Source organism: Micromonospora sp. WMMD1274, from assembly GCF_049179035.1.
Classification (GTDB): Bacteria; Actinomycetota; Actinomycetes; order Mycobacteriales; family Micromonosporaceae; genus Micromonospora; species Micromonospora tulbaghiae.
The window spans coordinates 64,641-90,100 of sequence record NZ_JBMHMG010000001.1 but is presented as its reverse complement, the minus strand read 5'-3'; the positions used below and the strand labels follow the sequence as shown (position 1 = coordinate 90,100).

Here is a 25,460-nt window from a genome sequence, read left to right as displayed (position 1 = left end):
ATGGCCGACGTCCAGAGCCGGTTCCGGCTCACCCACGACGACTTCGTCATGCGGAACCACCGGCTGCACGAGGTGTCGGTGCTTCCCGGCGTCGTCTTCTTCGACCTCGTCTACCGCACCGCCGTCGCGGCCGGCTGGGACCACCGGCGGCTCTGCGTCCGGGACACCGTGCTCGCCGAGGCGATCGTCACCACCGACGGCTTCGACCGCGAGGTCGTGCTCACCGTCGGCGAGCAGCGGGACGCCGGGCGCCCGTTCACCGTACGCAGCCGCTGGCTGCGCGGTGACGACCCGGTGTCCGGCTGGCACGACAACGCGCACGGGCTGGTCTGCTTCACCGACGAGCCGGTCCCGCCGCCGCTCGACCTGGCCGCGCTGCGGGCCGCCGCGGACCGGCACGACGACGTGGACGCGCTCTACCAGCGGGCGGTACGGGAGAACATCCGCCACGGCCCGGCGATGCGCTGCCGCGGCACCCTGCACATCGGCGGCGGCGCGCTCCTGGCCGACCTGACCCGCGAGCAGCACCCGGGGGCCACAGCCGCCGGGTTCCACCTGCACCCGGCCTCGCTGGACGCCTCGACGCTGGCCGGGTTCGGGCAGGTCGAGATGCCGACCGACGACCCGTTCGTGCCGATGTTCGTCCGGGAGTTCCGGGCACCCGAGGCGCTGCCGCCGACGTGTCACGTCCACGTGCCGCGCCCGGAACGGCTCGCGCCGTCCGGCGACGTGATCACCACCGACTACACGATCCGCGACGCGGACGGCCGGTTCCTGGCCGGATTCACCGGCCTCACCTGCAAGCGCATCCGCGAATCCGGGCTGGTGCGCCGGCTGCTCGCCGACGTGTCGGCCGACGCCGCCCGGCCCGCCACCGGGCCGTCGGCGACGGCGCCCGGACAGCCGGCGGCGTCCTCGCCCGGTGCCGCGAACGGCTTCACCGACACGCTGCGCGCCGCCGTCGCGGACATGCTCGGCCGCCCGCCCGCCGAGGTGGCGACCGGGGCCGGGTTCTACGACCTCGGCTTCGACTCGGTCGCGCTGCTCCGGCTCACCGAGCGGGTCGAGCACCTCGTGGGCCGCAAGCTCTACCCGACGCTGCTGTTCGAGCACACCACCATCGACGCGCTCGCCGCGCACCTGTCCACGGGGCCCGCCCCGGCCGTCGCTCCGTCGCCCGACGCGCCGGTGGCCGGCGCGGCCCCGGCTCCGGCCGTCCCCGAGCCGGCGGTGCTGTCCTTCGTCGACGCCTGGGTGCCCGCGGACCCGGCGCCGCCGGCCGCCCGTACCCCGGAGGCCCTGGTCGTGGGCGGCGTGCTCCCCGCTGGGCTCGCCGCCGCCCATGTCGACTCCGTCGACCGGCTCCGCGACGTCCCTGACCTGCCACCCGCCGTCGTCCTGCTGACCGGCGACCCGGCCGCCGACCTGTGGCGCGCCGCCACCGCCCTCGTCGACGCCGGACCGCGCGACCTGCTCGTCGTGCACGCCGGCGAACCCACGGCCGAGCAGGCGGCGACCGCGGCGCTGGCCCGCACCGTGACCGCCGAGGTCCCCGGCCTGCGCTGCCGGTTCGTCCAGGTCGCGCACGCCCGCGACCTCGCCGCCGCGGTACGAGCGGAGCTGCGCGCCGCCGACGCCGAGCCGGAGGTCCGTTACGTCGGAGGCCGGCGTCTCGTGCGGCGCTGGCACGAGGTGGACCTGGCCGTCGAGGCCACCGGCGGGGAGCCGTTCCGCGACGGCGGCGTCTACCTCGTCACCGGGGGATCCGGCGGTCTCGCCGCCGTCCTCGCGACGCACCTCGCGCGCCGGCACCGGGCCCGGATCGCCCTGCTGTCGCGCACCGCGCCCGCGGCGGCGCTCGTCGACCGGTGCCGCGCCGAGGGCGCCGAGGTGCACGTCGCGATCGCCGACGTCACCGACGCCGCCGCCGTGGACGCGGCGGTGGCCGGCGTACGCGAGCGGTTCGGCCGGATCGACGGTGTTCTGCACTGCGCCGGCGTCACCCGGGACGGGCTGTTCTTCCGCGGCGACCCGGGTGACCTCGCCGCCGTCGCCGCCCCCAAACTCGACGGCCTCCGTCACGTCGACGCCGCCACCGCCGGTGACGCGCTCGACTTCCTGGTCGCCTTCTCCTCCGCGTCGGCCGACGTGGCCAACCCCGGCCAGGCCGCCTACGCGTACGCCAACGCCGGCCTGCGGCACGTCGGACGCCGGGGCCGCGGCCGGACCGTCGTCATCGGCTGGCCGTACTGGGCCGAGGGCGGCATGCGTGCGCCCGCCGACGCCCTGCGCCGCTCGACCGAGCGCACCGGCCAGGAGCCGATGCCCACGGGGACCGCGCTCGGTGTCCTGCGCGACGTGCTGCGCGGTCCGTACGACGCGGTCCTGGTCCTGCACGGGCAGGCGGACCGGTTGCGGGAACTCGTGCCGGCCGCCGGTGCGGCTGCCGGCACCGCCGCCTCGCGCCCGGCCCTCGGAGCTGCCGCCGTCTCGCGCCCGGCTGCCGGGTCCGACCGCGGACCGGCCGTCGGTGACTCGGCCGCGGGCGTACCGGCCGTGGGCGAGCCGGCCGACGACCCGGTCGCGGTGGTCGGCGTGGCCGGGCGTTACCCCGGCGCGGACGACCTGGACGCGTTCTGGCGCAACCTGGCCGGCGGCGTCGACGCGATCACCGAGGTGCCCGCCGGCCGCTGGGACCACGCGGCGCTGTTCGACCCGGAGAAGGGCACCCCCGGGCGTACGTACGGCCGGTGGGGCGGCTTCCTCGACGGCGTCGACCGCTTCGCGCCGACCTTCTTCGGGGTGTCCCGGCGCGACGCCGAGCGGATGGACCCCCAGGAACGGCTGTTCCTCACCACCTGCTGGCACGCCCTGGAGAACGCCGGACATCCGCCCGAGACCCTGCGCGGCGAGGTCGTCGGCGTCTACGCGGGCGTCATGTGGAACCACTACCAGCTCGTCGGCGGGGCCACCGACGGCGTCGCCCCGACCGCCATGCACTGCGCGATCGCCAACCGGGTCTCGCACACCTTCGACCTGACCGGGCCGAGCCTGGCCGTCGACACCGCCTGCTCGTCGTCGCTGACGGCCGTGCACCTCGCGGTCGAGAGCATCCGGCGCGGCGAGTGCACGCTCGCGCTGGCCGGCGGGGTGAACGTGACAGTGCACCCGCAGAAGTACCTCCAGCTCGCGCAGGGCCAGTGGCTGTCCACCGACGGCCGGTGCCGGGCGTTCGGCGCCGACGGCACCGGCTACGTGCCCGGCGAGGGGGTTGGCGCGGTACTGCTCAAACCGTTGTCGCGGGCGCTCGCCGACGGCGACCACGTGTACGGCGTCATCCGCGCGACGTCGGTGAACCACACCGGACGTACCGCCGGGGCGACGGTGCCGAGCCCCGGTTCGCAGGCCGCGCTCGTCCGCGCCGCCCTCGAATCGGCCGGCTGGACCCCCGCCACAGTGGGCTACGTCGAGGCGCACGGCACCGGCACCGCGCTCGGCGACCCGATCGAGGTCGAGGGCCTCCGGCAGGCGTTCGACGGTGCGGACCTGCCGGCCGGGGCGTGCGCGATCGGGTCGGTCAAGTCGAACATCGGGCACCTGGAGGGCGCCGCCGGCATAGCCGGGCTGACGAAGGTGCTGCTGCAACTGCGGCACCGCGCGCTCGTGCCGTCGCTGCACGCCGGGGAACTCAACCCGCACATCGACTTCGCCGCCGTGCCGCTGCGGGTCCAGCGCACGCTGGAGCCGTGGACCCCGCCGCCCGGCGTCCCGCGGCGGGCCGGCGTCAGCGCGTTCGGCGCCGGGGGCACCAACGCGCACGTGCTGGTCGAGGAGTTCGCCCCCGCCGCCGCACCCGCGCCGGACGGGCCGGCGCTGGTGGTGCTCTCCGCGCCGACCGCCGGGACACTGCGGGCGTACGCGGGCGCGATGGCGGCCGGCCTGCCGGCGTCGACCGGCCCGACCGCGGCGGTGGCCGACCTTCTCGGCGTACCCGAGGAGGCGCTGGAACCCTCGGCGACGCTCGGCGACCTCGGGCTCGACCCGGCGCGGCTGGCGGACCTGGTCGGGGTGGAGGCGATCGGCCGGCTGAACGTGGCCACGCGCCTCGACGAACTCACCGGGGACCGCGGCGTCCGCGACATCGCCTACACGACGCAGGTGGGACGGGCGCCGCAGGCGGTCCGCGTCGCCGTCGTGACGTCCGGCACCGACGCGCTGCGCACCGCGCTGGAACGATTCGCCCGGGGTGAGGACACCGCGGACGTGGTGACCACCGGCGCGCCCGCCACCGGCGATCCGGTGGCGGCGTTCCGGGCCGGTGACCTGCACGAGGTGGCCCGGCACTGGGTCGGCGGCGGCGCTGTCGACTGGTCCGCCTGCTACCCGGACGGGCATCCCCGCCGCGTCCCGCTGCCGACCTGCCCGCTGCCCGAGGAACCGTGCTGGCTCGGCGGCTGGGACGCCGCCCGCGCCGGCACACCCGTCGCCGGCACGGCCGGTACGCAGGTGACCCGTGCCGCCGCGCACGTGGCCGACGCCGGCGCGGCCGGTACGCAGGCGGCTCGCACCGGCTCGGTCGACGCGGTCCGAGCCGGGACCGGCGGCGAGGTCAGGTCGGCGGCGAGCCCGCCACCGGCCGCCGACGGCGACGTGGTCGTCCCGGACGGGCCGGAACTGGAGTTCCGCGTCCTGGACCAGGGCGTCGCGCTGGTGTCGATGCGCGCGCCGATGTTCACCGACGGGCTGCTCGCGGCACTGGGGGACACGTTCGCGGAGATCGAGCGGCGCGACGACGTACGCGCCGTGGTGATCACCGGCCACGGCTCGGTCTTCAGTATGGGCGGCACGCCCGAGGCCCTGCGGGCGCTGGCCGAGGGCGAGGGCACGTTCACCGACGCCGCGCTCGTGTACGAGGGGATCCTGCGGTGCACCCGGCCGGTCGTCACCGCCGCCGCCGGGCACGCCTCCGGCGGGGGACTGGCGTTCGCCTGCTACGGCGACGTGGTCGTCCTCGGCGACACGTCGGTGTACAGCGCGAACTTCACCCGCTACGGCTTCACCCCGGGTATGGGCGCCACCTACATCCTGGAGCAACGCCTCGGCCCGGCCCTGGCCGCCGAGATGATGCTGACCGGACGGTCGATGACCGGCGCCGAGCTGAGCCGGCGCGGAGCCGGCGTGACCGTGCTGCCGCCGCACGAGGTCGTTCCGGCCGCGCTGGACCTGGCCCGGTCCATGGCGGACAAGCCACCGGCGGTGATCCGGTCGCTCAAGAACGAACTCGCCGGCCGGATCCTCGACCGCCTGCCCGACGTCATCGCCAGCGAGGTCCGCATGCACGGCAACGTCCTCGGCGCGGAGTCCGCCGCCCTGGTGCGGGAGCACTTCACCAAGGTCGACGAGTTTCGTAGCCGGGCGACGCCGGCCGCGCAGCCGGAGCCCGGCCCGGACGACGGGACGGTGAGCGACGCGGTGACGGAGATCGTGGGCGCCCTGCTGTACCTGCGCCCGGACGAGGTGCTGCCGTCGCGTACCTTCGCCGACCTGGGACTGGACTCCATCGGCGCCGTCGAGCTGGTGCGGGACCTCAACCGCCGGTTCGGCACCGACCTGGACTCGGCCGCCGTGTACGACCACCCGACGGTGCCCGACCTCGCCCGGGCGGTGCGGCGCAATCTGGCCGAGTCCGCCTCGCTGCGCGCCCAGGCCACCGCGCCCTCGGCACCGTCCGTCGTGGATGAACCGGTCCCGCCCGCCGCGGGCCCGCCGCCACTCGTCCTGACCGCACCCGCCGCGGCGCCCGGAAGTGCCCCGACGCCCGGGATCGCCCCCGCCACGGCGTCGGAGCCGCCGCCGCTGACGTTCGCCGTCCGCCCGCCGTCGGTGTCGCCTTCCCACGCGGAGCCGGCGCCGACCGGGACACCGGCATCTGCGGCGACGCCACTACCGGCATCGACCGCAGGACCGGCACCGGCACCGGCTGCGGCCGCGGCACCGGCACCAGACACGTCGCCGGACGCGCCCACCGCGATCGCGGTGATCGGCATGGCCGGGCGGTTCCCGGACGCCCCGGACCTCGACACGTTCTGGGACAACCTCGCCGCCGGCCGGTCCGCCATCCGGGAGGTGCCGCGCGACCGCTGGGACCTGACGGAACTGTACGACCCGGACCCCGCCGTACCCGGCCGCACCCGCAGCCGGTGGGCGGCGCTGCTGGACGACGTGGACGCGTTCGACGCCGGGCTGTTCCGCGTCTCGCCGCTCGAGGCCGAGGCGATGGACCCGCAGCAGCGGATCTTCCTGGAACAGGCGTGGGCGGCGCTGGAGGACGCCGGGTACGCCGGGCGGCCGATGCGGTGCGGCGTCTTCGTCGGCTGCGGCGCGGGCGACTACCCCCGGCTGCTGGAGCGGCACGGCGGCGGCGACACCAGCGAGGCGTTCCTCGGTGGGGCCAGCTCGATCCTGCCCGCCCGGATCGCGTACCTGCTCGACCTGACCGGGCCCACGATGGCGATCGACACCGCGTGCTCGTCGTCGCTGACGGCGGTGCACCTGGCCTGCGAGAGCCTGCGCTCCGGCGACTGCGACACGGCGCTGGCCGGCGGCGTCGCCGTCATGTGCACGCCGCAGATGCAGGTCTGGACCAGCCAGACGGGGATGCTGTCGCCGACCGGCCGGTGCCTGCCGTTCGACGCCGCCGCCGACGGCATCGTGCTCGGCGAGGGCGTCGGCGTGGTCGTCCTCAAGCGGCTGGACCGGGCGCTCGCCGACGGCGACCACGTCCACGGCGTCATCCTGGCCGGCGGCGTGAACGGCGACGGCCGTACCAACGGCATCACCGCGCCGAGCGCGGTCTCCCAGGCCCGTCTGCTGCGTGAGGTCCACGCCCGGGCGGGCGTCGAGGTCGGGTACGTCGAGACGCACGGCACCGGCACCGCGCTCGGAGACCCGATCGAGGTCAAGGCGCTGGCCCAGGTCGTCGGCCCGCACTGCCGGATCGGCTCGGTCAAGGCGAACATCGGCCACACCACGATGGCCGCCGGTGTGGCCGGTCTGATCAAGGTGCTGCTCAGCCTGCGGCACCGGCAGTTGCCACCGACCCCGCACGCCACCGAGCCGATCCCCGGGCTGCCGGTGGTGCGGGAACTCACCGGCTGGCACGACGACCGGCTGGTCGCCGGCGTCAGCTCGTTCGGCTTCAGCGGCACCAACTGCCACCTCGTGGTCGCCGAGGCGCCGGCCCCGTCGGCGAGCACCGGCACCGGGTCGGTGGTGGTGCCGGTCTCGGCCCGGACCGCGTCCGCGCTGCGGGACCTGACGGACCGGCTGGCCGAGCGCCTGCGTACCGAACCGGCCGACGTCCACGACGTCGCCGCCACCCTCGCGCGGGGCCGGGCGCACCTGGCGGTCCGGGCCGCGTTCGTCGCCTCCGACACCGCCGACCTGGTCCGGCAGCTGGCCGGCGGGCCGCCCGCGCCCGACGCGCCGAACGATCTGGTGGCGCTCGCCGAACGCTGGGTGGCCGGCGCGGACGTGGACTGGACGGCGATGCCGGCCGGCCGTCGCGTCCCGCTGCCCACGTACCCGTTCGCCCGCGACCGCTTCTGGACCGGCCGCGACCGGCGGGAAACGGCCCTCACGCCGGCCGACCCGCTCGTGGCCGACCACACGCTGCACGGCGTCCCGGTCCTGCCCGGCGCGGCGTTCCTGCGCCAGGCCACCGCCGGTGGGTCGGCCCGCGCCGCCGACGTGACCTGGCTGCGGCCCGTCGTGGTCACCGGGCCGGTGACGGCTGTCGTCACCCGGGACGACCGGATCACCCTCACCGTCGGCGGGGCGCCGCACGCCGTCGCCACCCGCCGCGCCGCCGACCCGGCCCCGCCGGGCCGGGTGGACCTGGCGTCCGTCGAGGCCCGCTGCCCCGGCCGCCGTCCGGTCGACGACCTGTACGCCGGGTTCGCCCGGGCCGGTCTGCGCTACGGGCCGTCCTTCCGGGTGCTGACGGAGCTGCGGCTGGGCGCCGGTGAGGCGCTCGGCACGCTCACCGCCGACGGCGACGTCCAGCTGCTCGACGGGGCGTTGCAGGCGATCGCCGGGGTCGCCGATCCCGCGGACCGGATGCTCGTCCCGTTCGCCGTCGAGTCGGCCTTCGTCGCGGACCGGCTGCCCACGACCGCCCGCGTCCACGTGGTACGCCGGGACGGCGGACGGTTCGACGTGGTGATCACCGACCTGACCGGCGACGTCCGGGCCCGGCTCGACGGTGTCGCGCTGCGCCCCTACGACCCGTCCGGCGCCACGCCCTCCGCCGCCGAGAGCCCGCCGGTCGTGCCGGCACCACCGGCCGCCGGGGAACCGGACCTGCTGTACGTGCCGGCCTGGCGGCCGGCCGGTGCACCCTCCGGAGCACCGCCTGCCGGGCGGGCCCTCGCCGTGCACACCCCCGGCGACGCCGCGCTGGCCGCCGCCCTCGGCGCCGACGACACGCTGCCGCTCGGCGAGCTGCCCACCGGCCGGTACGACACCGTGTACGTGCTCGCCCGCACGGCCGATCCGGCCGCCCCGCCGCACGACGACACCGCGACGCTCGACGCGTTCCGCCTGCTGCGCCGGCTGCTCGACCTGGGCGCGGACCGGGGACCGCTGACGCTCACCCTCGTCGTGTCCGGGGTGGCCGGTCTGCCCGGCGAGCCGGTCCACCCGCACGCCGCCGGCCTGGCCGGCCTGGCCAGCGCGATCGCCGCCGAGTACCCGCAGTGGCGGGTCACCTGTGTCGACGCCGGTCCCGGCGACACCACCCCGGCCGAGGCGATCCGCCGCGAACACGGCACCGACCGGTTCGTCGCGCTGCGCGGTGACCGCCGCCTGGTCCGGCGCCTGGAGCCGGTGGCCGGGCCGCCGGGCGCGGCGCCGCTGCGTGACGGCGGTGTCTACCTCGTCGTGGGCGGCACCGGCGGCATCGGGTTCGAAGTCAGCCGTCACCTCGCCCGGACCCGGCGTGCCCGGCTCGTGTGGCTCGGCCGGTCCCCGCAGGACGAGCGGATCCGGTCCCTGGTGACGCAGATCGAGGCGCTCGGCGGGCAGGCCGTCTACCTGCGCGCCGACGTCACCGACGCGGTCGCGGTCCGCCGCGCGGTGGCCGAGGCGCGGCAGCGGTTCGGGCCGGTCGACGGCGCGTTCCACGCCGCGCTCGTGCTCCGTGACCGTGCCCTGTCCGCGATGGACGAGGCGGCGTTCACCGAGGTGCTGCGACCGAAGGTCGCCGGTGTCGGCGTGCTCGCCGACGCGCTGGCCGGCGAACCGCTGGACTTCCTCGCGCTGTTCTCCTCGGCGCTGTCGTTCGCCCCGGCCCCGGGGCAGGCCAACTACGCCGCGGCGAGCACGTTCGAGGACGCGTACGGGCTGGCGCTGCACCGCCGCGGACAACCGGTACGCGTGGTCAACTGGGGCTGGTGGGGCAGCGTCGGCGTGGTCGCCGACCCCGGATACGCGGCCCGGTTCGCGGCGCTGGGCATCGGCTCCATCGAGCCGGCCGAGGGCGTCGCCGCGCTGGAACGGATCCTCGCCGGCCCGCACCCGCAGGTGGCAGTCCTCAAGGGCACCAGGGACGGGCTCGCCGCGCTCGGCGTCCACCCGTCCGCGCCCGCCGCCGACGCCGCCGTCACCGCAGTGTCGGGCCCGCCCGCCACGGGAGGCGCCGCCGGGGACACGGACCCGTCGCTGGACCGGTCCAGCGCGGCCTTCCGTACCCTCGACGGGCTGGCCCGCGACCTGCTGCGCGACCGGCTCCGGGACCGCCCCGCGCCGGCCTCCGGGCCGCTGGCGGCCGCCGTCGCCGTCGCCGTGTCCGCGCCCCCGGCCGGTCTGTCCACCGCCGGCGTGCTCGCCCGGCACCCCGACCTCGCCCCGCACGTGGCGTTGCTGGCCCGCTGCGTCGACGCGCTGCCCGGCGTCCTGGACGGCCGGACCTCACCGACCGAGGTGCTCTTTCCCGGCGGCAGCACCGACCTGGTCGCCGCCGTCTACCGGGGACAGCGGGCCGCCGACTTCTACCACCGGCTGGTGGCGGCCGAGGCCGCCGCCGTCCTGGACCGGACGGACGGGCCGGGCCGCGTGCTGGAGATCGGCGCCGGCACCGGCGCCGGCTCGGCCTTCGTCCTCGACGCCTGCCCGGGCGTGCGGTACGACTTCACCGACCTCTCGACCGCGTTCCTCCGCGAGGCCGAGGACCGCTTCGGCGGACGCCACCCGGGCCTGCGGTTCGGTGTCCTCGACATCGAACGGGAACCGGACGGGCAGGGCTTCGCGGCCGGCTCGTACGACGTCGTGCTCGCCACGAACGTGCTGCACGCCACCGCGGACGTGGTCCGCAGCCTGCGCCACGCCCGGTCCCTGTTGCGCCCCGGCGGGGTGCTGCTGCTCAACGAGGTCACCCGCGCCTCCGACTTCCTCACCGCGACGTTCGGCCTGCTGCCGGGCTGGTGGCGGTTCACCGACGCCCACCGGCGGCTGCCGCACTCCCCGCTGCTGTCACCGGCCGGGTGGCGCGCGGCGCTCGCCGAGGCGGGCCTGACCGGCCGGATCCTCGGCATGCCCGGTGTCCCCGGCGACGAGCAGGAGCAGTGCGTGCTCGTGGCGACGGCCGGTGCGCCGCCGGTGGACCGGGTGCCGGTCCGCGCCGCCCGGGACTACGTCCGCGCGGTCTTCGCGGAGGTCCTCAAGTACCGTCCCGACCAGCTCGACGACGACGTCACGTTCGACAACTTCGGCGTCGACTCGCTGGTCGGCCAGCACCTCGTACGCCGGTTCTCGGCCGACCTCGGCGACCTGCCGGCCACCCTGCTGTTCGAGCACCTGACGATCGAGCAGCTCGCCGGCCACCTGGCCCGGGAACGGCCCGGCCCGCTCGCTGCCGTGCTCGGCGCCCCGGCGGTGGAGGCTGTGCCGGCGCCGGTGCACCCGGCGGAACCGGAGCGGCCGGCAGCCCCGGTCGCCCCTGCCGCCCCGGCCGCCCCGGCCCTCGCCGCCCGGGGCGACGCGGACGCGATCGCGGTCGTCGGCCTGGCCGGCCGCTACCCGGGCGCGCCGGACCTGGAACGGTTCTGGCAGAACCTGGTCACCGGCACCACCTCGATCGGCGAGGTGCCGCCGGAGCGGTGGGACTGGCGCGAACACTTCGACCCGCGCCGCGGCCGGCCGGGGCACACGTACAGCCGGTGGGCCGGGTTCCTCACCGACGTCGACCGGTTCGACCCCGGCTTCTTCGGCATCCTGCCGAAGGACGCGGCCGCGATGGACCCGCAGGAGCGGCTGTTCCTGGAGACCGTCTGGCTGATGCTGGAGGACGCGGGCGCCCTCGGGGGAGTGCTGCCGCGCGACACCGGTGTCTTCGTCGGCACCATGTACGGCTCGTACGGCCGCATCGCCGCCGCGCAGGGCTGGCCGGAGGGCCGCTACACCGACGGGCACTCGGCGTACTGGTCGATCGCCAACCGGGTGTCGTACACGCTCGACCTGACCGGGCCGAGCTTCGCCGTCGACTCGGCCTGCTCCTCGTCGCTGACCGCGGTCCACCTGGCCTGCGAGAGCCTGCGCCGCGGTGAGTGCTCGGCGGCCGTCGCCGGTGGCGTCAACCTGGTCCTGCACCCGGCGCACCTGATCGCGCTGTCGTCGATGACCATGTTGTCGGCCGACGGCGCCTGCAAGGTGTTCGACGAGCGCGCGGACGGGTTCGTGCCCGGCGAGGGCGTCGGCGTGGTGCTGCTCAAACCGTTGTCCGCGGCCCTGCGCGACGGCGACCGGATCTGGGGCGTCATCGAGGGCGGCTTCGTCAACGCGGGCGGCCGGACCGCCGGCTACACCGTGCCCAACCCCACGGCCCAGGCCGACCTGGTGGTCCGGGCGCTCGCCGCGGCCGGTGTGACACCCGGCGACGTCGGCTACCTGGAGGCGCACGGCACCGGCACGGCCCTCGGCGACCCGATCGAGATCGCCGGCCTCGGCCGGGCACTCGGCGCCGGGCTGCCGGACGGCCGGCGGATCCCGGTCGGCTCGGTCAAGGCCAACATCGGTCACCTCGAAGGCGCCGCCGGCATCGCCGGGCTGACGAAGGTGCTGCTGCAACTCGCGCACGGCACGATCGCGCCCTGCGCGAACCTGTCCACCGTCAACTCCCGCATCGACCTGTCCGGGTCGTTCCTGCTGCCGACGAGCGCGCAGCCGTGGACCGCGCCGCGCCGCGCCGGGGTCAGCTCGTTCGGGGCGGGCGGCGCGAACGCGCACCTCGTGGTCCGGGAGCATCCCGCGCCGACACCCGCCCCCGTCCGGCCGGGGCCGCACGTCGTGGTGCTGTCGGCGCGGACGCCGGAGCAGCTGCGGACGCTCACGGCCGCCGTGGCGGACCTGGTCGAGCGGACGCGCCCGCGCCTCGACCAGCTCGCGTACAGCACCCAGGTCGGGCGGGCGGAGTTCGACCACCGGCTCGCCGTCGTCGTGTCCGACATCGACGAGCTGGTCCGCCGCCTGCGAGCCGGCGAGGTCACCACAGGCACCGCCGGCACCGATCCGCTGTTCGACGGCGACGGCGGCGCCGAGATCGCCGCCGACCTGCTGCGCCGCGGGCGGCTCGACCAGTCGGCGAAGCTGTGGGTACGCGGTGTCCCGGTCGACTGGACGGGCCGCTGGCCGGTCCGGCCGGGACGGGTGTCGCTGCCGCCGTACCCGTTCGACAGGCAGCGGCTGTGGCTGCCCGAGCCGGCCGGTACCGCACGGCCGCCGGCGCCACCGTCCGTGCCGGACGGTGACCGGACCGCCGACCGCCGAGTCGTGTCGCCGAGCCCGGCGGTCACCGAGGCGGTGGCGCGGGCGAACGCCGTGCCCGAGGCGGCGGTGCCGGAGAACGCCGTGCCCGTGAAGACCGTGCCGGGGAGCGTCGTGCCGGGGAGCGTCGCGCCGGAGACGGCGGCGCGGGAGACCGGCGTGCCCTGGACCGGCGTGTCCGAAACCGGCGTACCCGGGACCGGTGCACCTGAGAGCGACCCGTGCGTGTACCTGCGGCCGCAGTGGCGGGCCGAGCCACCGCCGCAGGGCGGGCGACCGCCGGCCCGCATCCGGGTCGTCGGCGAGGGCCCGACGTTCGGCGGCCGCCACGACCAGGCCGACCCGGACGTGGTCGTGGTGCACCTGTCGGCCCGTGCCGGCGGGCTCGCCGACGAGGTGCGCGAGAGCCTGCACACGGTCCTGCGGACCGCCGTCGAGGTACTCACCCCGGATCCGGCCGCGCCGCTGCGGATCGTCGTCGGCTGCCCGGACGAGCGGCCCGCGTACACCGCCGTGACGGCGGCGCTGCGCACGCTCGCGCTGGAGCACAGCGGCTTCTCCGGTGCGGTGGTCCGGGGTGGCGTGACCGCCGAGGCGGACCTGTGGCACGTCTCCGGGCCGCCGGAGCAGCGGGTGGACGACGTCCGCTGGAGCGGCGGCGTCCGTGAGGTGCGTCGGATGGTGCCGTTCCGGCCCGGCCCGGCCGTCCGGCGCACCGGCGGCGTGTACGTCGTGGTCGGCGGCACCGGCGCGGTCGGCCGGCACCTCGCCGTGCACCTCGCCGCGACCCGTGCGCCGTCGGCGGTGGTGCTGGTCGGCCGGACCGCGCCGGCCGACGACACCTTCGCGTTCGTCCGCGCGGACGTGACTGTCGAGTCCGACGTGCGCGGTGCCGTGGCCGAGATCCGCCGGCGCTACGGGCGCATCGACGGTGTGGTCCACGCCGCGGGCGTGCACGACGACGCCCGCGCCCTGACGAAGCCGGCCGCCGCCGTCGACGCGGTGCTGGCCCCGAAGGTGTTCGGCCTGCGGCACCTGGTGGACGCGCTCGGCCCGGAACCGCTGGAGTTCCTCGCGCTGTGCTCGTCGATCGCCGGGCGGACCGGCAACCTCGGGCAGGTCGACTACGCCTACGCCAACGCGTTCCTGGACGAGTTCGCCGCCGGCCGGCCCGGCACGGTGTCCGTCTGCTGGCCGCTGTGGGCCGACGGTGGCATGGCCGTGGACGACGCCACCCGGCGGTTGTTCGCGCGGCGCTGGGGGAGTGCCCCGCTGCCGACCGCCGAGGCGGTACGGGCGTTCGACCGCGTCGTGTCGGGCACCGAACCGGTGGTGGCGGTGCAGCGCCCCGCCGACGTCGCGCCGGAGGTGCCGCAGAGCGGCCCGGACCCGGAGCTGGACCTGGACGCGGAGCTGCGCGCGCTCGCCGCCGGGTTCCTGCTCGTCGAACCGGACGAGGTCGACCCGGACATCCAACTGCTCGACCTGGGCTTCGACTCCATCTCGCTGACCGGCCTGGTGAACGAGACGAACGAGCGCTTCGGCGTCGACCTGCTGCCCACAGTCCTCTACGAGCACCCCACGCTCGCGGCCTTCGGCGCGTACCTGCGGACCGTACTCCCGGCCCGGCCGGCACCGGCCACAGTGGACGGCGGGCGCGCGGCGGACCGGCCCGGGGCGGACGCCGCCGAGCCCGCCGCGGACCTGCCGGCCGACGCGGTCGCCGTGGTGGGAATGGCCGGTGTGCTGCCCGGCTCGCCGGACCTCGACGCCTTCTGGCGGCACCTCGCCGCCGGTGACGACCTCGTCCGCCCGGTCCCGGCCGACCGCACCGACCTGCTCGCCGACCCCGCCACCGCGGGCGTCCGCGCCGGTTTCCTCGACGACGTACGCTCGTTCGACGCCGACCTGTTCGGCATCGCGCCGCGCGAGGCCGCGCTGATGGACCCCCAGCAGCGGTTGTTCCTCCAGACCGCCTGGCAGGCCGTCGCCGACGCGGGCTACCGGCCGGCCGACCTCGCCGGCACCGACACCGGGATCTTCGTCGGCGTGTCCGCCTGCGACTACGACGACCTGCTCCGCGCGCACGACGTGCCGGTCGAGGCCCACACCGCGAGCGGCCTCGCCGACTGCATCCTGGCCAACCGGGTCTCCTACCTGCTGGACCTGCGCGGCCCCAGCGAGGCCGTCGACACCGCCTGCTCCAGTTCGCTCGTCGCGGTGCACCGCGCGGTACGGGCGCTGCTGGCCGGCGAGTGCTCGACGGCGCTCGCCGGTGGGGTGAACGTGCTGCTGAGCCCCGGCCTGTTCGTGGCGTTCCAGTCCTCGGGCATGCTCAGCGCCGACGGCCGGTGCAAGACGTTCGACGCGTCCGCCGACGGGTACGGCCGCGGCGAGGGCTGCGGCGTCGTGCTGCTCAAGCCGCTGCGCGCGGCGGTCGCCGACGGGGACCAGGTGATCGCCGTCATCCGGGGCAGCGCGGTCAACCACGCCGGCCGCGGTCCGTCGCTGACCGCCCCGAACCCGCAGGCGCAGGCGCAGGTCGTCAGCCGGGCGTACCGGGCCGGCGGCGTCGACCCGGCCGACGTCAGCTACATCGAGGCCCACGGCACCGGCACCCGGCTCGGCGACCCGATCGAGATCGAAGGGCTGAAGAAGGCGTTCGAGGGCGTGGACGCCACGATCGCGGTCGGGACGGTGAAGACGAACATCGGCCACCTGGAGGCTGCGGCCGGCATCGCCGGGCTGCTCAAGGTGCTGCTGAGCCTGCGCCACGAACGGCTGCCGCGCACGCTGCACCAGCACCGGCGCAACCCGTACCTGCGGCTGGACGGCACCCCGTTCACAGTGCTGGACCGCGACGTGCCCTGGACCGGCGACCGGGTCGCCGGGGTCAGCTCGTTCGGTTTCGGCGGCACCAACGCCCACGTGGTCGTGCAGTCGCCGCCGCCGTTGCCGGCGTCCCCGGCGCCGGGCCCCTGGCGCCTGGTGCTGTCCGCGTCCGGTCCCGCGGCCCTGGCGGAGTACCGGCGCCGGGTCGCGGACCACCTCGCGGAGGGCGCCGACCTGGCCCGTGCCACGTACACGCTCCAGGTGGGACGCGACGCCCTGGCCCATCGGTTCGCCGCTGTGGTCGCCGACGCCGCCGAGGCGGTGGCGGTGCTGCGCGGCGACGCCCCGGCCCGCCTCGACGCGGAGACCGAGACCTGGCTGGCCGGCGGTGACGTCGACTGGGCGGCGACGTGGGAGCACCGGCCGGCCCGGATCTCCGTGCCCGCGCCGCCGCTGGCGGCCCGGCCGTTCTGGTTCGACGAGGGCCCGGCCCGCGCCGCCGCGCCGTCCCGGCCCGCCCCGGCCGAGCCGCCCGCCCCGCGTGTTCCGGCCGAGCGGCCCGCCCCGGTCCGGCGCACCGCCGCCGACCGGATCGTGCTGCGCGATCCGTCGGCGTTGCGCCGCAACGGCGCGGGCCGGCGCGCGACCGCCGGCGCGGGAGCGGTCAACGGCGGACACACGCCGAACGGCGCGGCCCCGGTGGGTGTCCTCGCCCGCCCGGCCACAGCCGGTCCCGCCGCTACGGCGCCACCCGCCGCTACGGCGCCACCCGCCGCCGCTGCGCCACCGGCCGCACCCGCGCGGACGAGCCCCGCGCAACCGCACGAGCACGTCGACCGGCCGGACCCCGCCGATCCGCGGGGCCTCGTCGAACCGCACGGCCCCGCCGAGCAGCCGCGCCGCGCCGGACGGCCGGCCGCCGCCGTCCAGGAGCCCGCCGGTACGGTCCCGGCCGCGCCCGCGGAGGTGGCCGAGGCGGTACGGGACTGCGTGGCGCGGGTGCTCGGCGCCGACCGCACGGAGATCACGGCCGACCGGGCGTTCGCCGACCTCGGCCTCGACTCGATCTTCCGGATGGAACTGGCCCGGCTGGTGGTGGCCACGTTCGACGTGGAGATCACCGCCGCCGACCTGTACGAGCACGACACGGTCGAGGCGGTGGCGGCGCTCGTGGCCGCCGGCACGCGGGCACCACGCCCGGCCGTACCCGGCGACGGCGTCGAGGAGATCGTGGCCGGGGTGCTGGAGCGTCCCGTCGAGCCCGGGCGGACGTTCGCCGACAGCGGCCTCACCTCGTTCGACATGCTGCGGGTCGTCGGCGCCCTGGAACAGCGTTACGGCGCGCTGCCCAAGACGCTGCTGTTCGACCACCCGACGATGGCCGACCTCACCGCGTTCCTGGCCGGGCGCACCGCCGGGACGGGTGTCCGGACCGAGCCGGGCGACGGTCAGCGGGCCACCGGCCGGACGATCGAGAGCGGCGCCGAGGTCGACGGCGCGCCCGTCGTCGTCCGCAAGCGGACCCTGCCCGGCCGCCCGGCACTGCGTGACCTCCTGGCCGACCTCGACCGCCGCCACGCCAAGGAGGGCGGGCTGGCCGGCCGGGACATCGCGCCGTACGCGTTCGTCGACTCTGAGCGGGCCGGCTACGTCAACTTCTCGGTCCGCGGCGACGACGTGTTCGCCTGGAGCTTCGTCGGGCACCACGACCACTTCCACGACCTCGTCGCGGAGTGGATCGCCTGGGCGCGGCGCCACGGCCTGCGGCCCAACTTCCTGTCCCTGGCCCACCTGACCGAGGTCGCCGGGGAACCGGTCACCGCGACCCCGTTCGGGGCGGTGCAGCGCCTGACGGACCTGGCCTCGTTCACCGTACGGGGCGGCCGGATGCAGCGGCTGCGCAGCCTCCTGCACCGGTTCGAGCGCGCCGGTGACTGCCGGATCGAGGAGTACCGGGCCGGCGCGTCGCCGGAGACCGACCGGCAGATCGTCGGCCTGATCGACTCCTGGGGCCGGCGCAAGCAGATGGTGAACCCGTACGTCGGCGTGGTCCGCGAGGAGATCGGCGGCGGCACGCTCGACCCCCGGCACCGGGTCTTCCTCACCCGGGTGGACGACGTCCTCGTCAACGCGGTCATCGTGACCCGGATCCCGTCCGAGCGGGGATACCTGCTCGACCTGGAGTTCTACGCCGACGAGATGCCCGCCGGCGGTCTGGAGTGGGCGATCGTCCGGATCATCGAGCTGACCGCCGCCGAGGGATGCACGTCGTTCAGCTTCGGGGCGAGCTTCGGCGTCGCCATCACCGAGTCGCCGAACGCCGACCCGGCGGTGGCCGACGCGCTGGCGGAGCTGCACTCGGTGGGCGTGTTCGGGCCCGGCAACTTCCAGTTCAAGAACAAGTTCCGGCCCGAGAACACGCCGATCTACCTGTGCCAGCCGGCGACCGGTGACCGTACGTCGGTCACCGACATCATCCTGATGATCGCCAACCCGGACCTCGTGGACGGCGCCCCCGCCGGTCCCGCGCCGTCGTCGGACGCCGCCGCGACGCCGCCGCGCGCCACCGCGCCGCCGGAGAGCGCCCTGCCGTCGGTCGCCGCCGTGCCGCCGGCGGACGCGGGACCGCCGCCGGACCCGGCGCTGCGGCCGGGACGTGCCGACCTGCTGGCCGCGCACGGGTACAACGCGCTGGCCCTGCCGACCGAGCTGGTCCCCTTCGACCTGCTCACCGACTCCTGGGCGGAGCGGGCGGACGGGTTCGTCGCGGCCCGGACGCGGCTGCTCGCCGAGCGGCCCGCCCCGCCCGAGCTCACCGCGCACGACTGGCTGCCCATGCCCGAGGTGGTGCCGACCCGGTCGGGACGGACGGCCGAGGAACTGCTCTGCCGCTGCCACCCCGGCCCGCGCGGTGTCGTGCTGCACGCCGCGGCGTTCCCGACCTGGCTGTCCACGCTCGCCGACCTCGGCTACGAACCGGTGGCCGTCGGAATCGGCCGGCTCGACCCGGAGACGATCGAGGCGTTCGCGGCGGAGCTGACCCGCCGGGCCCCCGGATCGGTGTCGTTCGTGGTGGTGGAGGCGGCCAGCAACGCCGCCGGTGGCGTACCCGTCGAACCCGCCGCCCTCCGGGAGCTGCGCCGCGTCACCGCCGCACACGGGGTGCCGCTCGTCCTGGACGCCAGCCGGGTCGTCGACAACGCCGTCCAGCTCGCCGGCCCCGGCGGGGATCCCTGGACCGGGGTGCGGGACATGCTCGCCGTCGCCGACACGGCGACGCTCAGCCTGTCCAAGGACTTCGGCGTCACCGCCGGCGGGCTGGTCGCCACCCGCGACCCAGAGCTGGCGGCGCGGCTGCGCGAGCACGTGGCGCGGCGCGGCGCCGAGGTGGACCGGGCCACCCGGATGACGCTGCGGGCCGCGCTCGCGGACCGCGACGGCGTCACGGAACTGGTCCGGCGGCGCGTCGCCGCCGTCGCGGTGCTCCGCGACGGCCTGCGGGCGGCCGGCCTGCCGGTCGTGGACGTCGACGGCGCCCACTGTGTCCTGCTCGACCTCGCCCGGATGCCCGGACTGGCCGGTCAGGAACACCCCACGATGTCCGGGCTGGCCTGGCTCTACACCGGCGCCGGCATCCGGGGCGGCCCGCACCTGGCCGTCGGCGGGCCGCTCGCCGGCACCGTCCGGCTCGCCGTGCCGGTCGGCTTCGGGCCCGACGACGCCGAGGCGGTGGTGGCCGCCGTCACCGCGCTCGCCACCGCACCGGGCGAGGTTCCCGAACTGGTCACCGGCGGGATCCGCACGGCGGGGGAGGCGGCCCGGGCGGTCTACCAGCCCGCCGACCGGGTGCCCGAGGACGTCCGGCAGGCGCTGCGCGACCAGGCCCCGGCCGACGACAACGGCACCGTGCTGCGGGAACACCAGCCGGCCGTACGCCGACGGGTGGTGCCGGTGGCCGGCGCCCAGGTGGAGGTCTTCACCGCCGGCGACGGCCCGCCGCTGCTGCTCGCCCACCCGTTCAACATCGGCGCCGGCGTCTTCGCGCGGCAGTTCGAGGCGCTGGCCGGGCGGTACCGGGTGATCAGCGTCCACCACCCCGGCGTCGGGGCGAGCACCGCCTCGGCCGACCTCACCCTCGACGGGATCGCCGCCCTCCAACTGCGGGTGCTGCGGGAGATCGGGGTCGACGGGCCGGTCCACGTCGCCGGCGCGTCGTTCGGCGGGCTGGTCGCGCTCACGTTCGCCCTCAACCACCCCGAGGACACCGCCTCGCTGATCCTGCTCGGCAGCTCCTACAAGATCGGCAACCGGGTCGGTGAGATCAACCGGCTGGCCGTGGTGGCGGCCCAGGACCTCGACCGCACGATCGAGGGGTCCGGCGCCGACCGGCTGCGGCACGAGCGGGCCGCCGTGGAGGCGCTGCTGCTGCGCTGCGAGAGCATGGACCCCCAGACGGGGCTGCGCTACCTCGACGTGTTCGCGGCCCGGCCGGACCTCCGCGACCGGCTCGGCGAGCTGGACCTGCCGGCGCTCGTGGTGCAGGGCCGGCACGACACGGTCATCCCGTCGGAGACGGCGCGGCTGCTGCACCAGGGCATCCGGGGCGCCCGCTACGAGGAGATCGCCGACGCCGGCCACTTCCCGTATCTGACCAGCCCGCAGGAGTGCAACCGGATCCTGACCGACTTCCTGCGCGGCGCCGGAGGGGAGGGGTCGTGACCGTCCTGACTCCCGAGCTGGAACTGCTCGGTCCCGACGCGACGACGCGGACGACAGTGGTGCGGCCCGGCATGTGCGGGCCGGGGTCGCTGTTCGTCGGCCAGGTCGGCGACTGGACCTGGGACACCGTCAGCGCGCTCTGCGACACCAACGTCTACACCGCCCGCGACGCCGACGGGATGCCGACCTACCTGGCGTTCCACTACATCCACCTGCGCGGCGGCGCCGACCTGCACGTGCGCGGCATGACCTTCGGCGACGTGCTGCGGGTGGACTCGCGGTCCTTCGCCTCCGGCAGCGAGTCGGTGCTGACGCTGCACGAGATCCGGCGCGGCGACCGGCCGGGACGCGTCGTCGACCCGGACGAGTTCTACGCCCACCCCGACCCGGCATGCCTGTACGCGCAGAACTTCAACCGCTGGGTGGTCCGGGGCCCGTCGGGCGGCAACGGCGACCTGCGCAGCGCGTCCCCACCGGGGTTCCGCCACGCGCACCTGCCCGTGCTGCCCGCGCGGCACTCGCCCCGGCGCGCGTACGCCGAACTGCGCGCCCTCGGCGCCGAGCCCGACCCGCCCGACCCGCTGGACCGGCTGGCGCTGGACTACCCGGTCGACCCGAGCCGCGACCTCAACGGCGTGGGCCTGCTCTACTTCGCGTCCTACTTCTCCATCGTGGACTGGGCGTCGCTGCGGCTGTGGCGGCACCGCGGCGGCACCGACGCCGGTTTCCTCCGGCGGATCGTGCTGGACCAGCGGATGAGCTACCTCGGCAACGCCGACGTGGGCGCCGTGCTGCGGGTGTGGGTGTCCCGGCGGCCGGGCGGCGACGTGACCGGCGCCGACGAGACGGTCCGGGTGGTGCTCGCCGACCGCGACACCGGACGGCCGCTCGCGGTGGCCCTCGCGCAGACCCGGACGGAGGCGACGACGTGAGCGCGAACGACGAGGCGGTCCGGCGGGTGGTCCACGAGGTGATCACCGAGATCCTGCCGGCGGTCCCCGGCGACCGGATCCCGGGCGACGCGCACCTGCGCGACCTGGGGGCCGACTCGATCGACCGGGTCGAGATCATCCTGGCCCTCCGGGAGCGGCTCGGCGTCGACGAGCCGCTCGGCAGCTTCAGTGACCTGCCCGACATCGACCACCTGGTCGCGTACCTCTGCGAGGTGACGGCATGAACGTGGGCATCGAGGCCCTGAACGTGTACTGCGGGGTGGCCTCCGTCGCGGTGCCGGTCCTGTTCGAGGGGCGCGGTCTGGACGCGACCCGCCTGGGCAACCTGATGATGACCGCGAAGTCGGTCGCGCTGCCGTTCGAGGATCCGGTCACGCACGCGGTGAACGCCGCCAAACCGATCCTCGACGCGATGGACGAGGCCGACCGCGACCGGATCGAACTGCTGGTGACCTCCAGCGAGTCCGGCCTGGACCTCAGCAAGTCGATCGCCTCGTACGTGCACCGGCACCTCGGGCTGAGCCGCCGCTGCCGGATGCTGGAGGTGAAGCAGGCCTGCTACGCCGCGACCGGGGCGCTCCAGCTCGCCTGCGGCTACCTCGCCGCCGGCCTGTCGCCGGGCGCCAAGGCGCTGGTGATCGCCACCGACGTGTCACTGGTGAACGAGAACGCCTCGTACACCGAGCCGGCCATGGGCACCGGCGCCGCGGCGGTGCTGCTCGGCGACGACCCGCGGGTGCTGGACGTGGACCTCGGGGCGTTCGGGACGCACAGCTACGAGACGTTCGACTCGGCCCGGCCGGGCCCGACGTTCGACGTCGCCGACGCGGACCGCTCGCTGTTCGCCTACCTGGACTGCCTGACGAACGCCTACGCCCACTACGCGGAGAAGGTGGCGGACGTCGACTTCGCCACCACCTTCGGCGGGCTGGCCATGCACACGCCGTTCGCCGGCATCGTCCGCGCGGCGCACCGCAAGCTCGCCCGCGAGCACCGGATGCCGGACGCCGACGCGGACTTCGCCCGCCGCGTCGCGCCCGGGCTGGAGTACCCGCGGCTGGTCGGCAACCTCTGCTCCGGCTCGGTCTACCTGGCCCTCGCCAGCCTGATCGACCATCTGCGGCCCGACGAACCGGTACGGGTCGGGATGTACTCGTACGGCTCCGGCTGCGCCGCCGAGTTCTACTCCGGCCTGGTCGACGCGCGGTCCACCGCCGAGGTGGGCCGGATGCGCATCGGCGAGCACCTCGCCGGCCGGTGCGAGCTGACGTTCGACGAGTACAAGCGGATCCTCGCCGACAACGCCGACTGCCTCGTGCCGGTGGCGGACAAGCGGATCGACCCGGGGCGGTACGCCGAGGTGCTGGACCGGGTGGCCGGCCCGCGCACGCTGCTCGCCTGCACCGGCGCCCGCGCCCACCACCGCACCTACGAGTGGATCGGGGCGGGCGCGTGACGCCGGGGCTGGACACGGCCGCGGCGCTGCTGGCGGCGGGCCCGCTGCTGCGGGTGCTGCCGCCACCGGTTCGGGTGCGGTGCGCCGACCCGGCCACCGCCGCCGCGCTGGCCCGGCTGTGCGGACGGCTGGACGTGCCGGCGCCGACGCCGGTGGCCGACGCCGCCGATCTCGGCCCGTTCGAGCGGGTGCTGAGCGACCTGCTGGACCTCGGCGCGAACCCGGCACCGCGGGCGGCGGACGAGCCGCGGGTGGTCGCCGAGGCGCGCGAGCGGGACTTCACCTGCCGCTTCCGGCGCACCGACGTGCGTACCGGCGACGGGGCGGTGCTGCCGACGTACGCCGGCGGCGACCCGGACCGGCCGCCGGTGCTGCTGGTGTCCGCGTGCGGGATGCCCGCCCGGCTCGCGGAGGGCTGGGCCGACCGGCTGTCCCGCGACTTCCACGTGCTCGTCCCCGAGACCCGGGGCCTGTTCGCCGACGTGGACGGGTTCACCGGCGACACCGGCGTGGTGGCCCAGGCCGACGACCTCCTCGCGGTGCTGGACCGGTTCGGGCTGCGCCGCGCGCACCTGATCGGCCTGTGCGGCGGCGCGGTGCTCGCGGTAGTGGCGGCCGCGCGGGCGCCGGAGCGGGTGTCGTCGCTGAGCCTCTGGCACGGCGACTTCGACCTCGGCGGCGAGAGCCCGAAGACCGACCACCAGCAGAACCTGCAGGCTCTGATGGCGATGGCAGCCCGCGGCCCGCAGCAGGCCGCGGCGGTGCACGCGGTGCTCACCAACACCATGCTCGGCGTCGCCCCGCCACGGCTGGCGCACCTGGTCACGTACCCGTACGCGACGCCCGAGCTGCTGCGCCGCTACTGCCGGCTCAACGGCGCCATCATGGGCACGGACCTGCGTCCGTACCTAGCCGGGCTGACCACGCGCACGCTCGTCGTCACGAGCGAGGACGACCACACGGCGCATCCCGCCGGTTCGCGGGCCGTGGCCGCCCGGATCGCCGGGTCCGTCCTGCACGTCGCCCCGCACGGCGACCACCTGTCGCTGTTCCACGCCGAGGACAGCCTCGTCGACCTCGCCGCGCGGTTCGTCGCCGGCGACGACGCCCTCGGCACACGATCTCCCGCCGAAGCCGGCCGGCGGGTGCCCCCCGTCCCGACGAGAGGTGGAGAGGAGGTGTTCCCATGACCAAGGAGACCGCGCCCAAGAAGTCGCTCCCGGTGCGCAAGCTGGAGTCCATCAAGGCCAGCACCGTCGCCCCGTGCGCGCCCGCGCTGAACTGAACCCGGTGACACGGGGGCGGGGGTCCGGCTGCCGGACCCCCGCCCCTGCGCCCAGTCCCGCACCGTCAGAGGAGAGGTCCCACAGTGACCGAGTTCGCCCTCGACGCACCGGTCCTGGTCCGGCCGTACACCGCCCGCAGAGACGGTGACTTCGCCGTGATCGGTGACGACAGTCGTCAGGTCTACCTGTCCATCCCGGCCGAGGGCCTCGACCTGCTGGAGTGGCTGCGCGACGGCGCCACAGTCGGTGAGGCCGTACGCCGCTTCGAGGCGACGCACGCGGCGTCACCGGACGCCGACGCGTTCCTCCAGGCGCTGGCCGACGAGGGGTTCCTCGCCCCGGCCGGCGCGCACGACCCGCCGCCGGACGCCGAACCGGCCCGGGCGCGACGCGCCGGGCATCTGGAGTGGCTGTCCCCGCACGCCGCACGGCGCCTGCTGAGCCGGCCCGTGCTCGCCGTCTGCGGCGTGGTCGTCGGAGTCGCGGTCGCGATGGCCGTCGACCGGCCGGGGCTGGTGCCCGGGCCGTCCAGCCTCATGTTCCACTCCCACTTCTGGGCCTACCTGCTGGTCGTCCTCGGCATCGCGGTGATCGGCGTGTGGCTGCACGAGCTGGCCCACGTCGTGGGGGCGCGCGCCGCCGGCACGTCGGCCCGCATGACTGTCGGCAACCAGATGTACGCCATCGTCGCGCAGACCGACCTGTCCGGCATGTGGATGGCGTCCAAGCGGGAGCGTTTCGTCGCGGTGCTGGTCGGGCCGCTCGTCGACGTGATCGGCGCGGCGCTGTTGTTCATCACGCTGTGGCTGAACGACGTCGGCGTCCTCGGGCTGCCGGAGCCGGTGCGGCTGGTGGTGGCCGGCGTGCTGTTCACGTCGTTCATCCGGCTGCTCTGGCAGACGTTCCTGTTCCTGCGTACCGACTTCTACTACCTGATCACGACCGCGCTGGACACCCGGAGCCTGATGGCCGACACCGGCGCCTACCTGCGCAACCTCGTCCGGCGGGTGCTGCGCCGCCGGCTCATCGACCAGTCCGGGGTCGGGCGCGGCGAGATGCGCACCATCCGGATCTACGCGGTCGTCTGGGTCCTGGGCCGCGTCGTGGCCCTGGCCGTCCTGTTCACCGCGACCATCCCGCTGCTGTGGTTCTACCTGGTCCGGGTCGTCGGCTTCTTCCGCGGCGACGAGATGACCGGCCAGTTCACCTGGGCCGACGTGCTCGCTCTGGCGATGCTGTCGTTCCTGCTCGACGGCGGCGGCACCCTGATGTGGCTGCGGTCGCTGCGACGTTCCAGCCGGCTGCGCCGCCGCGCGCCGGACCGCGTCCTGGTGGAGTAGGCCCCCCACGGACGACGACTCCGCCCGATGGCACGGGCGGAGTCGTCGTCCGGCG

6 protein-coding genes are annotated in these 25,460 nt (G+C 76.0%); all 6 read left to right on the top strand.

Features of this window, described 5'->3' with window-relative positions:
• The 6 genes from ACN27D_RS00225 (at position 1) to ACN27D_RS00200 (ending at position 25,405) form a co-directional block, all read left to right on the top strand.
• The gene (locus ACN27D_RS00225) at positions 1-20,370 is read left to right on the top strand and encodes an SDR family NAD(P)-dependent oxidoreductase (protein ID WP_421498192.1); all 20,370 of its coding nucleotides are present in this window, start codon (positions 1-3) and stop codon (positions 20,368-20,370) included.
• On the top strand, positions 20,367-21,302 hold the full coding sequence (locus ACN27D_RS00220; RefSeq protein WP_421498191.1) for an LnmK family bifunctional acyltransferase/decarboxylase: 936 nt from the start codon (positions 20,367-20,369) through the stop codon (positions 21,300-21,302). Before ACN27D_RS00225 ends, ACN27D_RS00220 begins: the two co-directional genes overlap by 4 nt.
• Positions 21,299-21,547 (top strand): acyl carrier protein, encoded by a 249-nt coding sequence (locus ACN27D_RS00215; RefSeq protein WP_421498190.1) that lies wholly within the window; start codon positions 21,299-21,301, stop codon positions 21,545-21,547. The genes ACN27D_RS00220 and ACN27D_RS00215 overlap by 4 nt, the downstream gene beginning before the upstream one ends.
• Positions 21,544-22,779: a hydroxymethylglutaryl-CoA synthase family protein gene (locus ACN27D_RS00210; protein WP_358171500.1), complete on the top strand. Its 1,236-nt coding sequence runs from the start codon at positions 21,544-21,546 to the stop codon at positions 22,777-22,779. Before ACN27D_RS00215 ends, ACN27D_RS00210 begins: the two co-directional genes overlap by 4 nt.
• Complete coding sequence (locus ACN27D_RS00205; protein ID WP_421498189.1) at positions 22,776-23,969, top strand: alpha/beta fold hydrolase; 1,194 nt, start codon at positions 22,776-22,778, stop codon at positions 23,967-23,969. The genes ACN27D_RS00210 and ACN27D_RS00205 overlap by 4 nt, the downstream gene beginning before the upstream one ends.
• Before the next feature lie 179 nt (positions 23,970-24,148).
• Positions 24,149-25,405, top strand: a complete 1,257-nt coding sequence (locus tag ACN27D_RS00200) for a hypothetical protein (protein ID WP_252447869.1) — start codon at positions 24,149-24,151, stop codon at positions 25,403-25,405.
• Positions 25,406-25,460 lie beyond the last annotated feature (55 nt).

What these genes read in the sequence shown, in the direction of transcription:
- ACN27D_RS00210 (WP_358171500.1), top strand. Translation starts at nt 21,544, where the DNA reads ATGAACGTGGGCATCGAGGCCCTGAACGTGTACTGCGGGGTGGCCTCC.
- ACN27D_RS00225 (WP_421498192.1), top strand. Translation starts at nt 1, where the DNA reads ATGGCCGACGTCCAGAGCCGGTTCCGGCTCACCCACGACGACTTCGTC.